Origin of the sequence: Gemmata sp., assembly GCF_051859125.1 — a bacterium.
In the GTDB taxonomy this organism is placed as follows: Bacteria; Planctomycetota; Planctomycetia; order Gemmatales; family Gemmataceae; genus Gemmata.
In genome coordinates, this window is the sequence record NZ_JBHYGG010000073.1 from 1 (window position 1) to 16,345 (window position 16,345).

General features: G+C 68.8%; 9 protein-coding genes and 2 tRNA genes. 7 read left to right on the forward strand and 4 right to left on the reverse strand.

Annotated elements, in window-relative coordinates:
* Positions 1–409: 409 nt before the first annotated feature.
* Together ACTIGN_RS08635 and ACTIGN_RS08640 are read right to left on the reverse strand one after the other, a co-directional pair.
* A tRNA-Ala gene (locus ACTIGN_RS08635) sits at positions 410–482 on the reverse strand.
* 32 nt (positions 483–514) lie between these two features.
* Positions 515–588, reverse strand: a tRNA-Ile gene (locus tag ACTIGN_RS08640).
* A 381-nt stretch (positions 589–969) separates the two neighbouring features.
* Here ACTIGN_RS08640 and prpB point away from each other — a divergent pair.
* The 4 genes from prpB (at position 970) to ACTIGN_RS08660 (ending at position 4,404) form a co-directional block, all read left to right on the forward strand.
* Positions 970–1,887 (forward strand): methylisocitrate lyase, encoded by a 918-nt coding sequence (gene prpB / locus ACTIGN_RS08645; RefSeq protein WP_439622826.1) that lies wholly within the window; start codon positions 970–972, stop codon positions 1,885–1,887.
* Positions 1,888–2,086: 199 nt separating this feature from the next.
* Complete coding sequence (locus tag ACTIGN_RS08650; protein WP_439622828.1) at positions 2,087–3,208, forward strand: citrate/2-methylcitrate synthase; 1,122 nt, start codon at positions 2,087–2,089, stop codon at positions 3,206–3,208.
* 24 nt (positions 3,209–3,232) lie between these two features.
* The gene (locus tag ACTIGN_RS08655; RefSeq protein WP_439622830.1) at positions 3,233–4,132 is read left to right on the forward strand and encodes a WD40 repeat domain-containing protein; all 900 of its coding nucleotides are present in this window, start codon (positions 3,233–3,235) and stop codon (positions 4,130–4,132) included.
* Complete coding sequence (locus ACTIGN_RS08660; RefSeq protein WP_439622832.1) at positions 4,129–4,404, forward strand: hypothetical protein; 276 nt, start codon at positions 4,129–4,131, stop codon at positions 4,402–4,404. Before ACTIGN_RS08655 ends, ACTIGN_RS08660 begins: the two co-directional genes overlap by 4 nt.
* 15 nt (positions 4,405–4,419) lie before the next feature.
* Here ACTIGN_RS08660 and ACTIGN_RS08665 read toward each other — a convergent pair whose 3' ends face one another.
* Entirely contained in the window at positions 4,420–5,340 is a 921-nt protein-coding gene (locus ACTIGN_RS08665; protein WP_439622834.1) for an amidohydrolase family protein, read from the reverse strand.
* Entirely contained in the window at positions 5,337–6,764 is a 1,428-nt protein-coding gene (locus ACTIGN_RS08670; RefSeq protein WP_439622836.1) for a DUF1501 domain-containing protein, read from the reverse strand. Before ACTIGN_RS08670 ends, ACTIGN_RS08665 begins: the two co-directional genes overlap by 4 nt.
* Positions 6,765–6,977: 213 nt before the next feature.
* Here ACTIGN_RS08670 and ACTIGN_RS08675 point away from each other — a divergent pair, with 213 nt between their 5' ends.
* From ACTIGN_RS08675 to ACTIGN_RS08685, 3 genes are all read left to right on the forward strand, one after another.
* Positions 6,978–9,077, forward strand: a complete 2,100-nt coding sequence (locus ACTIGN_RS08675; protein ID WP_439622838.1) for a pilus assembly protein N-terminal domain-containing protein — start codon at positions 6,978–6,980, stop codon at positions 9,075–9,077.
* Positions 9,078–9,157: 80 nt separating this feature from the next.
* Positions 9,158–9,901 carry a tetratricopeptide repeat protein gene (locus ACTIGN_RS08680; RefSeq protein WP_439622840.1) on the forward strand — a complete coding sequence of 248 codons (744 nt, stop codon included), beginning with the start codon at positions 9,158–9,160 and terminating at the stop codon, positions 9,899–9,901.
* A 321-nt stretch (positions 9,902–10,222) separates the two neighbouring features.
* Positions 10,223–16,288, forward strand: coding sequence for a putative Ig domain-containing protein (locus ACTIGN_RS08685; RefSeq protein WP_439622842.1), 6,066 nt, complete (start codon positions 10,223–10,225; stop codon positions 16,286–16,288).
* Positions 16,289–16,345 lie beyond the last annotated feature (57 nt).

The window sequence follows — 16,345 nt, forward strand, 5'->3', positions numbered from 1 at the left end:
CCCTTCTTCTTCTTTTCTTCTAAGGCTCGTGTCTTTGCAGTCAATCGCGAGCCGCCCACAACCACGCCCGGACCAGAACACCGGTTCCCCGGCACCCGAACCCGAACCCGGTCGCCCGCGGCTCGCAACCGCTGATGCAACTTCGTGTTCACCAAGTTGTCAAAGAGCTGGGTAAGCTCGGATCGCTTTCGCGAACCTCGCTCGCCGAACCTGTTCGGTCCGGCATCTCTCCGAAGGCCGCCACCCAAGTCCTTTACGGATCAGGTATTGCGACCTTTGGTATCGAGAATCTTAGTGGCGTCGCTTCAGCCTGTCAACCCGGCCGGCAAGATTTTTCTTCTTGCGAGCCATTTTTTCCTTGCAATCCTCTTTGAGAACTGCTCGGAGGGTTGACAGCATCCCGCCGGTGTGGAGAAGAGGGGAGTCGAACCCCTGACATCCTGCTTGCAAAGCAGGCGCTCTACCAACTGAGCTACTTCCCCGAACTCACAGGCCTCGGCAACCGCCAACTGAGTGCGCGTACTTGGATTTGAACCAAGGACCTCGTCGTTATCAGCGACGCGCTCTAGCCAACTGAGCTATACGCGCAAAACCTGCCACATCAGGACAACATGTCGCATCAAATGCGAAGGCCAAACCGATTTGGTTTGGCCCCGTCCGACACCCGTTGGTTGCGTCGGCAAGGCTACCCGCACTGCGGCGGAATCATTGCGTACAGATCAACGGGAATCGTGGTCATGCACACCTCACGGGTGGTACTTGCACTCAGAGATTCTAAGCGACCCGTCGGGAGTGTCAAGGTGTCGCTCTCCTGACGGCCCGCCACGACGCGTTCCAAGGCCTCCCGGCGCTTTGCCAACCAACGACTTCCGGCGAATCCGTTGGTTCAGAAAAATCTTTATCGCGACGCGCCAAGGAGCTATCATTCGCTGTTCTGGCCAGCCGCGATTCTGGTCCCGAGAGGTTGCAATGACCGCGCCTGCAAGTCCCCCCTCGCACTCCGCTTTGCGCGTTTCGCCGGGTGCGGCACTTCGTGCGGCCTGGGAATCCGGGCCGGTTGCGCTCCCGGGGGTGTTCTCGCCGCTGGTCGCGAGACTCGCCGAGCGAATCGGCTTTCGAGCCGTGTACCTCTCGGGAGGTGCACTCTCGGCCGGTAACGGCGTTCCCGACATTGGTCTGCTCACCCTCACGGAATTCGCGGCGGCGGCCCAGCTCACCACCCAGGCCACGAGCCTTCCGCTTCTCTGCGACGCCGACACGGGGTTCGGCGAGTCGTTGAACGTCGAGCGTACCGTCACCATGTTTGAGGCCGCCGGGGTCGCAGGGATTCACCTCGAAGACCAGGAAATGCCGAAGCGGTGCGGGCACCTCTCGGGCAAGTCGCTCGTTCCTCCCGAAGAAATGGCCGCAAAGGTCCGCGCCGCGGTGGCGGCCCGGCGCGACCCGAACTTCGTGATCGTCGCCCGCACCGATGCCCGGGGCGTGACGAACTTCGACGACGCCGTCGCCCGCGCCCGGCTGTACCTGGAGGCCGGTGCCGACGCGATCTTCCCCGAGGCGATGCAGTCGGCTGACGAGTTCGCCCGGTTCGCGAAACTGGTCCCCTGCCCGCTGCTGGCGAACATGACCGAGTTCGGCAAGGGGCCGCTGCTCGACATGAAAACCCTGGGCGAGATGGGTTACCGGATGGTGCTGTTCCCGCTCACCGCCTTTCGCGTGGCGATGCGTGCGGCCGAGGAAACACTCGCGGACCTGTTCCGGGCCGGGACACAGGCCGCGTCGGTCCCGAAGATGATGACGCGGGCCGAGTTGTACGACGCACTCGGCTACACCGGCTACGAGCAGCGCGACCGGGCGTACTTCGGCGTCCCCAACGCGAATGGGTGATGAAAGTTCACGAAGCAATGGGACGCGGATGACACGGATCAAAGGCGGGATTGAAGCACGATCAGTGGAACCTGTTCGTCAGAGTCCAATCTTATCTGATCCTGTTCATCTTGTCTTTCATCCGCGTTATCCGCGTGCCATTGCTTATCTTTTCAACTGGCCCGCTGGCGTTCGGGCTTCGCCAATTACCGAGGTCTTCATGTCGACCCTCCCCTACTCTCCCGGCCTCGAAGGCGTGGTCGCGGGCGAGACGAAGATCTGCACCGTCGAGGACGGGCTGAGCTACCGCGGGTACACCGTCGGCGACCTGGCCGACCACTGCTCGTTCGACGAGGTCGCGTACCTGCTGCTCTACGGCGAATTGCCCAGCGCCAAGGAATTGCAGGGGTTCCTCGCCCGGGTCGCGGCCGCGCGCCGGCTCCCGCCGGCCGTCAACGCCCTGTTCGGCGCGCTGCCGAAAGGGACGACGCCGCTCGACGCGCTCCGCACCGCGGTCTCGGCCCTCGGGCACTTCGACCAGGACGCGGCCGACAACTCGCACGACGCCAACCTGCGGAAGGCCGAGCGGTTGATCGCGCAGATTCCGGTGGCGATCGCCGGCCAGCACCGCATCTCGAAGGGGCTCCAGCCCGTCGCGGCCCGGCAGGACCTGGGGCAGGCGGCGAACTTCCTGTACATGCTCCGCGACGCCGAGCCGACGCCCGAAGAGGTGAAGGCGCTCGACGTGTCGCTGATCCTGTACGCCGAGCACGAGTTCAACGCCAGCACGTTCGCGGCCCGGGTGATCGTCTCGACGCTGTCCGACATCCACTCGGGCGTCACCGGCGCGATCGGCGCGCTGAAGGGGCCGCTCCACGGGGGGGCCAACGAGAAGGTGATGGACATTCTGCTCGCGGCCGGCGGCCCGGAGAAGGCGGAGGCGTGGACCCGGGCGGCGCTGGCCCGCAAGGAGCGGATCATGGGCTTCGGTCACCGCGTCTACAAGGCCGGCGACGTGCGGGCGGGCATCCTGCGGAAGTACGCGCGGGCCGCAGCGGACGCGGCCGGCGCGACGAAGTGGGAGGACACCGCGGACACCATCGAGCGGGTGATGGCGGCCGAGAAGAACATGCACCCGAACCTCGACTGGCCGGCCGGGCGGCTGTACCACGCGATGAAGCTGGAGATCCCGCTGTACACGCCGATCTTCGCGATGTCGCGGATCTCGGGCTGGTCGGCGCACGTCGTCGAGCAACTCGACAACAACCGCCTGATCCGCCCGCGGGCGCTCTACAAGGGGCCGGAGCCCCGCACCGTGAAGCCCCTCGGCGAGCGCGCCTGAAATACCTCTCCGCCTGGAGTCGCCATGCGTCCTGCCGTCGTGCTCGTGCTGGTGGCGTGGAATCCATTTCCGGTCGCGGCCGCCGAGCCGCCGGCGCGCTGGCAGGTCCGTCACGCGATCACGCTCGAGAAACCCGCGACCGCACTTGCGGTTGGCAAGACGTGGGCGGCCACCGGCGACGCGGACGGCACGGTCCGCGTGTGGAGTCTCGACAACGGGAAGGAACTGGCAAAGTTGACGCCGCCCGGAAAGCCGGGCGCGATTCGTGCGCTGGCCGGCCCGGCCGACGGCACGGAGCTCTTCGGTATCGAAGGCGAGCGCCGCGGGTTCCTGTGGGACTGGCCGAAGCCGAACGGGTCACGGTACGTGCGCCATGCGTTCGACGGGTTCTTGCTCGACGTGGCGCCTGACGGGAAGCGCTGGGCGGTGTTCGACGACGAGGTCCGACTCGAGAGCAAGAACCTCGCGGCGACTGTGGCGACGCCTAGGCTCGCGACGGTACTCGTGACCACCGGGGAGTTCCGCGACGCGTTCGCGGCTCAGGTGAAAACCGACCCCTTTCGGGTTCGCTGCCAGTTCCCGCCGGACGGCAAGGGCTTCGCCTGCTTCGTCGCACCGGCTCTGTTGCCCAGGAAGGTCGCCTGGGACGAAGATGACGGCCTGGATGCGAGTCGGAGGCTGCGTCGCTGGGACGACCGCGGCGAGGTCTCATATGTCGCATCAGAGTCCCCGCAGTTCGTCGCCTTCTCCCCCGACGGAAAGCTCGCGTTTTCGATCGGCACTCGTGGCGAGGAGTACGGTCAGGATCGCAACCTCACCGGGCGCATCTTTTCCAGCACGCAAGTTGTTGATGATGGCGTCCGCCACGGGATGATACTTGCCGAAGTCCGAGCGTTCGCGCCCGCCAGGCCGAACGAAGGGTGAACGAGATCACCGGTGCGTGCCATCCGTGGAGCGGGGCGCTCGTTACCGGAGGCACGGACGGGAAGGTGCGGTTCTGGGACATTCCCGCCACGCTCAAGGACGACAAGCGTGCCCGGATCGACCGGCACCGGGCGGGTTTGGTCGACAGACCGTCAGACGTGCTCGACGCGCATACCGGATCGGTACGGGCGCTGCGGTTCACGCCCGACGGGCTCGCACTTGTCACCACCGGAGACGACAAGTGCGTCATCATTTGGCAGCCGCGCCCGTAACCCGCCCTGTCCGTCTCACGATTTGGGTTTGAGCTGGTACGCGGTGACGGCGTTCGTTCCGAACACCTTCGCGAACGCGGCGTCGCCCTTGAGTTTCACGTACTTCGAGGCGAGCGCGTGCACGGTGCCGAACGGGGCGAAGATGTCGCTGACCGGCCAGTTCGAGCCGAACACCAGGCGGTCGGCTCCGAACGCGGTCCACAGCACGTTGAGCGTCGGCGTGTAGAACGCGGGGTCGGCCGGTGCCCTGCCGTCGCGCTGGCGGCTACCTTCGACGAGCGCCGAGAGCTTGCAGAACACGTTCGCGCCGGCTTGCCCGCCGACCGCGACGGCCTTCTGCCACTCCTCCGGCGGCGCCTTGCCGTCGATGGTCGGGTTGCCCATGTGGTTCACGACGATCCGCAGTTTCGGTAGTTTCTCGGCGGCCCTCGCCGCGGCGAGGAACGTCTCCGCCCCCCCGTTGATGTCCAGTGACAGCCCGTTGTCACTGAGCGTCTTGAGCCGGTCGAGGGCCGCGTCGTCCTTGAGGTCGCGCTCGTTCACGCGGATGCCGCGGAACAGCGGGTTCTTCGCGAACCGCTCCACGTTCTTCGCGAAGTCCTTGTCCGCGAACGACAGGTTGCCGACGACGCCGACGAGGAACGGCTCGTCCTTCGCGAGGTCGAGCAGCCACTGGTTGTCTTCCAGCCACGGGCTCGCCTCCACGACCACCGTGCCCGTGATTCCGTGAGGCGTCGCGAGCTTCTTGTACTCGGCCGGCAGCACGGCACGGTACAGCACCTTGTCGCCCTTGCCGGGCCAGGGCACTCCTTCCTTGCGCGTCGGGTCGTAGAAGTGCGTGTGGGTGTCGATCACGACCGGCTTGTCGCCGGCCCCACGCGCGACTCCGCACGCGGCAACGACCCCGGCACCAATCGCCTCGCGACGGGTCATCATGCGAGTGCCCCCTTGATGACCTTGCCGAACACGTCGGTGAGGCGGAAGTCGCGGCCGGCGTAGCGGTACGTCAACTTCTCGTGGTCGAGCCCGAGGCAGTGAAGGATCGTCGCCTGCACGTCGTGGATGTGGACGCCGCCCTCGGCCGGGTGGAACCCGAGGTCGTCGGTCGCGCCGAGTGACACGCCGGGTTTGGTGCCGCCGCCGGCCATCCAGATGGTGAACGCCTGCGGGTGGTGGTCGCGGCCCAAGCTGCGGCCGAGGAGCGCGTTCGACTCGACCATCGGCGTGCGGCCGAACTCGCCGCCCCAGACGACCAGGGTGCTGTCGAGCATGCCGAGCCGCTTCAGGTCGGCGACGAGGGCGGCGCTCGCCTTGTCGGTCGCGCCGCAGTTGTTCTTGAGGTTGCCGGACACGTCCGAGTGCGCGTCCCACCCCTCGTGATAGATGTTCACGAACCGCACGCCGAGCTGCACCATTCGCCGGGCCAGCAGGCACGCCCGCGCGAACGACGGCTTCGCCGGGTCGCAGCCGTAGAGTTCGAGCGTCTCCTTCGGCTCCTTCTTGAGGTCGGTGAGTTCCGGCGCGGCGGTCTGGAGCCGGCCGGCCATCTCGTAGGCGGCGGTGCGGGTCGCGATCTCGGGGTCGCCGACGACGCCGAGGCGAGACTTGTTCATCTCCGTGACGAGACCGAGGGTGTCCTTCTCCGTTTCGGCGTCGAAGCCGGGCGGCGAAGACACGTTGAGGATCGGGTCGCCCTGGTTGCGGAAGCGGACGCCGGTGTACACGGTCGGCAGGAACCCGCTGCTCCAGTTCGCGCTGCCGCCGCTGATGCCGGCCCCGGTCGACATCACAACGAACGCCGGCAGGTCCTTCGTCTCGCACCCCAGCCCGTAGGTGACCCAGCTCCCGATGCTCGGCCGGCCGGGCTGCCCGAACCCGGTGTTGAAGAAGATCTGCGCCGGCGCGTGGTTGAACTGGTCGGTGAGGACCGCCTTCAGGAACGTCACGTCGTCCACGACCTTCGCGAGGTGCGGGAGCATCTCGGACAGTTCCGCCCCGCACTTCCCGTGCTTGGCGAACTTGAACCGCGGGCCGAGCACCGCCGCGTCGGGCCGGATGAAGGCGTACCGCTGGCCCTTGATGACCTCGGGCGGGATCGGCTTGCCTTCGAGCCGCGTGAGTTCGGGCTTGTGGTCGAACAGGTCGAGCTGGCTCGGCGCGCCGGCCATGAACAGGTGGATCACCGCCTTCGCCTTCGCGGGGGAGTGCGGCGGCTTCGGCGCGAACGGGTCCGCCTTTGGGGGAGCGTCAGCGGCGCGGGCCTCGTTCGCGAGCAGAGAGGCGAGGGCGATCTTGCCGACGCCGTACCCGCAGTCGCGGAGGAACTGCCGGCGGGCGACGTGCGGTGTGGTGTGGCTCATGCCAGCACTGTACCGCACGCCGCGGGGCCGGGGCAAGCGTCGGGCGGGCCGCACCTCGACTTGACACGAATCCCCGGGCCGGTATCAGACGGCCCTCACAACAGTCGTTGCCGCGCGCCGGGGGAGTGGCGTGCGCGGCCTCGCGACCTGGCAGTCCGGCCGGCGGAAACGCTTGCCGGGCGCGACAGCCTTCGGGTGGGTGAAGGGGGACACATGGCACCTGACGACACCGCCGCCAGCCTAGCGAACCGGGGCCGCACGCCCCGGCGACGGGGCCGCTTCGCCGCGGCCGCGGCCGTCCTGTGCCTCGGCCTGGGCGTGGTCCTCGCGGACCCGCCGGTCGCGCCCGGCCCGCTCGCGCCCGCCATGCCGCTTCCGCCCGTCGCGGGCCCGCCACAGCCCCAGCCGTCGCAGCCGGCGGCGAAGCCGAACCCGAACTACCCGGTCATCGTGCGGTCCGGCGGCGTCTCGACGATGCAGCCCGCACCGGCCTCCACCCTGCCGGGTCAGGTGACGCCCGCACAGGGTGTGAGCGTCCCCGGTGTTCCGACACCTGTGACCCAGGCCGCGTCCTCCGCGCCGAAGCCGATCTCTGCGCCGCCGACGGGCGGGGTGCGGCAAGTGCCGGTCCCGCCGCCGAGTGCGAGCCAGCCGAACCCGCTCCCGCTGCCGTTCGTGAGCAGCGCCACGGAGCAACCGTCGGTCGGAGCGACCCCGAAGACGAGCCAGGCGACCCGCGAGAAGATGGCGAAGTACGTCGCCAAGCTCATCGACCCCGAAACCACGCTCGACCTCGTTGTCGGGCAGTCGCGGGTGCTCGTGTTCAAGGACGCGCCGTTCCGCATCCAGACCGGCAACGAGCAGGTGCTGTCGTTCAACCCGGCCACGCCCCGCGAGCTGTTGCTCCAGGGAAAGGCCGTCGGCGCGACCGTGCTCACCCTCTGGTTCGGCGACCGCAACGACCCGGCCAAGCAGGAGACCCTCAGCTACCTCGTGCGGATCTTCCCGGACCCGGACGCCAAGGACCGCGTCGAGAAGGCGTACAAGGCGCTCGAAGACGACATCAACAAGCACTTCCGCGACACCTCGGTGCGGCTGAAGGTGCTCGGCGACAAGCTCGTCGTGTCCGGCCGGGTGCGGGACTTCGTGCAGGGCGGGCAGATCCTCCAGATCATTCGGGCGAATCCGGTGGTGAGCGCGAACAACGGGCCGGTCAACGGGGCCGGGGCGGGCGGCGAGGACGCCGGCAAGATTCCCATTGTTCCCGCGGGCGGGTTCCCCCAAGACGCGATCCCGCCGGCGCAGCCGATGAACCAGGAGGCGTTCCAGGCCGCGGGCGGGCCGAACGTCATCAACCTCCTCGAAGTGGCCGGCGAACAGCAGGTGATGCTGCGGGTGATCGTCGCCGAGGTGAACCGGGCCGCGGCCCGCAGCATCGGGATGAACTTCGCGGTGCAGAACAACCAGGGACTCACCGTGTTCGCCAACGCGACCGGCCTGCTCACCGGGTTCACCGGCATCGGCGGCGCGACGAACCTGCTCGGGGCCGGGCCGCCCAACGTGTTCGCCCGGTTCGACGCGGGCCGCGTCCCGGTCGCGATCAAGGCGCTCAAGTCGCTCCAGTACGCGAAGTCGCTCGCCGAGCCGACGCTGGTGACGATGAACGGCCAGACCGCCGACTTCCGGGCCGGCGGCCAGTTCCCGGTCCCGGTAATCGGCGGGTTCAACGGCCTCGCCGGCGGGCTCCAGGGCGTGTCCTACGTCCCGTTCGGCGTGCAGCTCAGCTTCACCCCGTTCGTCACCGACCGCGACAAGGTGCGGCTCGTGCTCTCCGCGAACGTGAGCAACCGCGACACGACGACCGGTACGACCATCGGCGGCGCGGTGGTGCCGGGCATGAACACGCGAAACGTGAACACCACGGTCGAACTGCGGCAGGGCGAGACGCTCGCCGTCGCCGGGCTGATCGAGACGAGTCTGAGCGGGGACCGGAACAGCCTGCCGTTCATCGGCGACATTCCCGGGCTGAACGTGCTGACCGGGCTTCAACGGGTGCAGGCGACCGAGCGCGAGCTGGTCATCTTCATCACGCCGGAACTCGCCCGGCCGATGGACCCCGGCCAGACGCCGCCGCTGCCCGGCTGCGAGATCCTCGACCCGAGCGACGTCGAACTCTACCTGATGGGGCGGATCGAGGGCCACTGCCGCGACTTCCGCAGCCCGGTCCGCACCGACCTGAGCCGCATCCGCATGTACTCGCGGACCGAGGCGGTGAACGTCGCCGGGCCGTCGGGCTACACCCCCCTGCCTTGACACGGGCGACAGTGTGTGGGGGAGTTGAGGACGGACGCGATGCCCGGCCCGGCCGGGGCCACTAAACGGGAATCCTGCCCATGCGAATCACCCTGCTGACGCTGCTCGTCGCCGCCGCGGCCGCCGGGTGCACCCACTCGCACGCGGGCAAGGCGAGCGCGCTGCTCGACAACACCGAACCGCTCACCGTGCCGACCGGCGGCCACACGCCCGCGTCCGAGGCCGCGTCGGGCGACCTGCCGGGGAAGCACTCGGCGACGCTGTGCCTTGTAATGGCCGAGGATCTGGAGAAGGCCGACAAGGACGCCGAGGCGGTGGCGTACTACGAACGAGCCCGGGAGCTAGACCCGGGCGTGACCGAGCGCGCCGGCCGGCGGCTCGCGGTGCTGTACGACAAGATCGACCAGCAGGCGAAGGCCATGACCGAGTACCAGGAGCTGCTGAAGAAGCACCCGAAGGACGCGGGGCTGCTCAACGACCTGGGGTACAGCTACTACAACCGCGGCCAGTGGGCCGAGGCCGAGTCGCACCTGCTGCGGGCCGTCGCCGCCGATAAGACGAGCAAGCGAGCGTGGGTGAACCTCGGCATGGCGCAGGCGCAGCTCGGCCGGGCGGCGGAGGCGGTCGCTTCGTTCGAGAAGGCGGTGTCGCCGGCCGAGGCCCAGGCGAACCTCGCGTTCGTGCTCGTGACCCGCGGCGACCGCGACGGGGCGCTCGCGGCCTACCGCCGTGCGCTGGTGCTGGAACCGACGCTCCCGGTCGCGCAGGCGGGGATCGCACGCCTGGAGCAGGAACCTGCCCCGGCGGCCGCCACCCGGCCCTGACTGCGTGCGGCCGCCGGGGCGCCCGGAGATCCGGCACAACCGTCTCCCACCGCAGGGCCGGACACCGATCCCGTCATGCAAAAAATTCCGTCGCACACTTCTCGATTTTGTTCTGGTGTCCAGGCGATGATGTCGTAATAATTTTCATCTCGTGTTAGCTTCGGCAATCTGCGCAGCATTTCGGGCCCCTCTCCCGGCCCGGCTCGATCTCGGGCGTGACCTCGCCCCGAGACAGGTTCCGGCGTTAATCTTCGTAAGCTACCCGAACCCTCACGGCCGACGTCGGCGGACCGCCCCACCACCGCTTGAGCGACAACATCGATGCCCAACCTCATTCGCCGTGTGATGCTGAGCGCCTTTACCCGCCGAACGCGACCGATCGACAACCGACCGAAGGTATCCTTCCAAAAGGACTTACGTCTTGAGTCGCTCGAGGACCGCACGGTTCCGGCGGTGTACGACGTGTACGCCTTCGCCGACGCGGCGAACGGCGCGAACGCCGGGAAGGTGTTCGCCGACAACGTGCCGACCACGCTCCGGAGCGCGTACAACACGGACCCGCTGAACAACAGCCCCACCGCCAGCCCGAACAACTACACGATCCTCAACGACGTGTTCGACGCGCTGGCCGACGGCGACACGGTCGTGCTCCGCGGCAACTTCAACTGGGCCTCAGGGGCCGCCAACACGAGTTGGACCCGCGGGTCCGACGGCGTACTGGGCACGAACGACGACTACGGCATCTTCGTTCAGCCGGACGTGAACGGCGTCACGATCACCGCCCCCGCTCCGGTCGGCACCACCTACGGCGCAACGGTTACCGGGCCGGGCGACGTCACCGGCGTCGATTCCGAGGGGTTCCTGTACTTCGACGGTGACGGGCCGAACCAGAACTGGACCATCTCGAACCTGAGCCTCGCGAACTTCGACGTCGCGATCGGGATGTACAACACGATCGGCCTGCCCGACGCCTTCAGTGGCACCACGATCACCAACAACAAGATCGTCGTTCCTGCAGACGTGGCGAACGCCAACACGAGTGCGCCCGAGTACGCCAGCGGGAACGTCGCCATCCTCCTCGGGTTCGGCGCGGGCCAGCGGGTTTTGGGCAACTCGATTACGCTCGCCGGCACCGGGACGAACACCGGCACCACGACCAACCCCACCGACTACGCCCAGTCGGTCGGCATCCTGACGCAAACCGGCCCCGGCGGGTACTACGACGGACTCACCATTTCCGGGAACACGATTCAGATCACCGGCAACCCGGTGTCGAACCCGGAAATCGTGGTCGGAGTGTGGGAGAACGGCCACGCCCACACGAGCAGCATCACGGTCATCGGGAACACGTTCCAGAACCTCGGGGGCGGGACCGGCGTTCCGAACAAGTACTCGCGCGGGTTCCGGCTCACGTCGCACAGCAGCGCGACCACGACCGTGCGGTACGAGGGGAACACCGTCTCGCGGGCCAACATCGGGTTCCAGTGGCTCGATCTGGAGGACTTCAGCGGCAAGCTCCCCATCGAACTCGTCGACAACACCGTCACCGGCACCACCACCGGCGTGCTGATCGACTCCGAAGGCGCGGCGTACCTGAAGGACAACTCGATCACCAACGGTGGGGCCGGGAGCGTCGGCGTCAGCGTGGTGAATGGCGGGCGGCTCGTCGCGGCTCCGGCGGCCCCCGCCGCGGTCGAGGGGAACCTCATCAGCGGCAACGTGACCGGCATCTCGATCGACGTGACCGCCGGCACCATCGGGGCCATCACCCAGAACAACCTCGCCGGCAACACCGGCACCCAGACCACGCTCGTGAACAACACGGCGCAAGCGATCGACGCGACGAACAACTGGTGGGGCACGACCGACCAGGCGACGGTCTCTGGGAAGATCGGCGGGAGCGGAAAGGCCCTGGTCACGTTCGAGCCGTTCATCACGACCGTGACGGCCGTCGCCCCGTTCACCGAGTTCGACTTCCAGGCGGCCGCGGGGCCGGTCCAGGGCGGGGCCATCACGGTCCTCCCGACGACCGCGTACACCGCGACCCTCGGGTACGGCTGGGTCGCCCCGACGCCGACGGCGACGTTCACCACGCCCATCCCGACCGCACCGGTCCCCAACCCGCTCGCGAACCAACTGTACGACGGCGTCAGCGGCACCAACGCCGACGGCGTGTTCCGCATCGACTTCCTGGGCAACGCGCCCGACCAGCAGGTCACGGTGTACCTCGGCAACGGCAGCACCACGGCGTACACCAACGTCGAGGTCGCGTACAGCACCGACGGCACGAATTACACCTCGTTCGCTGGCGCTCCGTTCAACGTCGCAGCCAAGAACTTCGTCTCGGTCACCAGCCCGAGCATCGAACTCGGGACCGACACATCCATCTTCATCCGCGTCCGGGACACCGATGCGTCGAGCAAGGCGTGGGCCGTGGCCGGGTTGAACGTCTCCGAGGTCGCGACCGTTCCCGGCGTGACCGTGACCGCACCCGGCGGCGCGCTCGAAGGTGACGGCGGGGCGGTGGACACGTTCGAGGTCTCGGGCGCGCCGGACTCGGTGTATACCGTAACCACGGACCTCGGCACCGTCGTGGGCGACGCCCGACCCGACATCGCCGGCACCCAGGTCGTGACCGACGCCTCGGGTCAGGGAACGGTCCTCGTCCGCCGGCCGTTCGGGGCCGGCGCGGCCACGGTCTCCGTCACCGACTTCGCGACCGCTTCGACGAACTCGGACACGCAGTCCTACGCCGCCCCGACCGGCCCGCTCGAGTTCGACTTCCAGCCCTCGGACACCCCGACCGTCCAGCCCCCGGTCCAGCCCGGCGCGGTTCCGACGGGCCCGACCGCGTACAGCGAGACCCAGCGGTACGGCTGGGTCACCGTGCCCCTCTCCCCAGGCACCATCGCGGCGGCGGTCCCGACCGGGTACGGGCCGGTCCTGGCCCCGCAACTCGCCGGTAACCCCCTCCGCGACGAATTGCAGGACGGCGTGAGCGGCACCACCTCGGCCGGGGTGTTCCGCGTCGATCTCTTCTCCGCCGCCCCGGTCCGGGTGACCACGTTCCTCGGCCGGGGCACGGCGCTCGACGCGATCGTGGTCGAGTACAGCACCGACGGGACCACGTTCACAACCGTCGCGAGCAACACTGTCGCTACCATCGGCCCCAACCAGGTCGCGTCGGTCACCAGCGCCCCGATCACCCCCGTGGACAACGGCGGGGTGTTCCGGCTCTTTGTCCGCGTCCGCGACGCCTCAGTCTCGGGCCAGAACTGGGCGGCCGCCGGCATCCGGGTCGTGCCCGACGCCGGGTTCGATATCGTCGGCGTGGCCGGCGCGACGGATCTGACTGCGGACGGGGTCACGAAGGACACATACGCGGTGACCGGGGCGGACCCAGGCGCGCTCCTGACCGTCGCGGCGACCCTCGGGACAGTCACGACGCCCGACGCCTCGGCGCTCTTCGCCGGCATCCAGGTGGTCGCCGACGGCGACGGCAAGGCCGCGTTCCAGGTCCAGCGGCCCACGGCGGCCGGCGCGTCCACGCTCACCGTGACTGATGTCGCGGGCAACGGAGCGGGCTCGGCCGCCGTGACCATCAACGCGCCGCTGTCGATCCCCGCGATCACGCTGCCGGCGTGGACGGCGGGCGGGGCGAACTACAGCCAGACGATCGGTACGACCGGCGGTACCGGGACCAAGTCGTTCGCGGTCACCGTCGGCTCGCTGCCCGCGGGTCTGGACCTCGACACCAACACGGGCGAGATCACCGGCACGCCCACGACCGCCGGAACGTCGAACTTCACCGTGACCGCGACCGACGTGTCCGGGGCCACCGCGACCCGGCCGCTATCGATCCTCGTCAACCCCGCGATGGTGCTGGGCGCGATCCCGGACTGGACCGTGGGCCTGAACTACGGGAACAAACCGATCACCGTGACAGGCGGGACCGGGGCCAAGACGTTCGCGGTCACCAGTGGCTCGCTGCCGAACGACCTGCTCCTGAACGAAGCAACCGGTGTGGTGAGCGGTACCCCGTCGGCCACCGGCACGTTCAACTTCACGGTCACCGCGACGGACGCGGTCGGGGCCACGACGGACCGGGCGTACACGCTCACGATCAACGCCGCACCGGTCATCACGACCACATTGCTGCCGGCCTGGACCCGCTTCGTGTCCGCCGCCGCGTCGGTCGGGTACAGCCAAACCATTGCCGTCACCGGCTCCGCACCGTTCACGTTCGCGCTGGTCGCCGGCCTCGGCAGCTTGCCGACCGGGCTGACCCTGAACGCGACCACCGGGGTCATCAGCGGCAACCCAACGACCACCGTGACCACCCCGATCAACTTCACGATCCGGGCGACCGACGCGGCCGGGGTCTCCACGACCCAGGCGCTGTCCATCACCATCAACGCGCCGCTCGCGATCACCACGGCCACGCTCGCGGCCGGAGCCTCGGGCACGGGTTACAGCGCCCCGCTGGCCACGTCCGGCGGCACGGGGGCGAAGTCGTTCGCACTCGCCGCCGCGAGCGCTCCGCTGCCGGCCGGGCTGAGCCTCAACGCCGCCACGGGCGAGATCAGCGGCACCCCGGCGGTCGCCGGCACGTTCAACTTCACGGTCGAGGCGACCGACGAGGGCGGCGGGAAGGCCACCCGCGCCCTGTCGCTCACGGTCACCGGGGCACCGACGTTCACCAGCGTCGGTAACCTCACGATCCCGGCGGGCACCGCGGCCACGACGTCGGCGGCCGCGTTCACCCTGACCGCCACCGGGTTCCCGGCCCCGACGTACCAGCTCAACGGCCAGAGCGGCACCGCCGTTCAGACCGGGGTGCCGGGCCTGACGTTCAACACCACCACCCGCAAGTTCGCCGGCACCCCGCTCGCCGCCGGCTCCGCCCGGGTGTACGCGCTCACGTTCACCGCCTCCAACGCCCCCGGGACCGCGGACGACGCCACGCAGACGTTCATCCTCACCGTCACCGGGGCGGCCGCGATCCCGGCGTTCACGCTCCCTCCGCTGACCGTTGGAACCCCAATGGCCGACCTCGACGTGCCCCTGTTCGGGAACCCGGCCCCGGCCCCCGAGACGATCGGCGGCACCCTGCCCGACGGCCTCTTCGCCACGCCGATGACCGACGCCCTCGGGAACGCCTTCGTGCGGATCAGCGGCACCCCGGCCGACGGCACCGCGGGGACCGGCCGGACCGTGACTCTCAGCGTTGGAGCGCTCTCCAGGGTGTCATCTGCCTTCACCATCAACGCCGCACCGACGATCACGAGTGAGGACACGCTCACCCTCCCAACCGGTGTGAACGCCAGCACGTCGGCGGCCGGGTTCACCTTGACTGCCACCGGGTTCCCGGCCCCGACATACCAAGTCAACGGCCAGAGCGGGACCGCCGTGGCGACCGGGGTGCCGGGCGTGACGTTCAACACCACCACCCGCAAGCTCGCCGGCATCCCGACGGTCGCGGGCACCTACACGATCACGTTCCGGGCGGTGAACGGCATTGGCGCTGCGGCGGAGCAGACGTTCACGCTGACCGTGGACGCGAACCCGGTGATCACCAAGCTGGCGCTACCGAACTGGACGGCCGGCCGGGCCTACGGCCAAACGGTCACCGCGATCGGCGGGACTGGGGCGAAGACGTTCTCCGTGTCCGCCGGTGTCCTGCCCGATGGGCTGTCGCTCAACGCCGCGACGGGCGCGATCTCCGGCACCCCGACGGTGCCCGGGGACTTCAACTTCACGGTCACCGCAACGGACTCCAGCTCCGCGACCGGCGAGCAGACCTACGACGTGACGATCAACGCCGCGCCGGACATCACCACGATCTCCCTGCCCAACGGGACGCGGAACGCGCCGGGCTACAGCCAGACCATCGCGGTCGCCGACGGGACCGGGCCGTACACCTTCACCCGGACCGGCACGCTCCCGAACGGCCTGACGTTCAACGCGACCACCGGGGTGCTCGCGGGCACGCCCACCGCCGTCGGCACGTTCAACTTCACGATCACGGCGCGCGACGCCACCGGCGCGACCGACGCCGAGGCGTTCACCGTCGTCATCAGCGCCGCAATGGTGTTCGGGTTCCAGGCCACGCCGAATGGGTCGATCTCGACCTCGCTCCCGCCCGGGACCGTGAACGTCGCGTACAGCCAGACCATCACGGTGACCGGCGGGACCGGCGCCAAGACGTTCGAGACGATCACCAAGGGCACGCTGCTTCGGGACCTGCCGCCGGGCCTGAGCCTCGACACGAACACCGGTGCGATCACCGGCACCCCGACGACGGCCGGCACGTACAATTTCGACGTGCGGGTCACGGACGAAGTCGGGGCGAGCGTGCTCCGCACGCTGCGGATCGTCGTCGCCTGAGCCGGCGCGTGATCGAGATGTCCAGAAACGTCCGCGGGGCGGGTGGCACGAGCCACC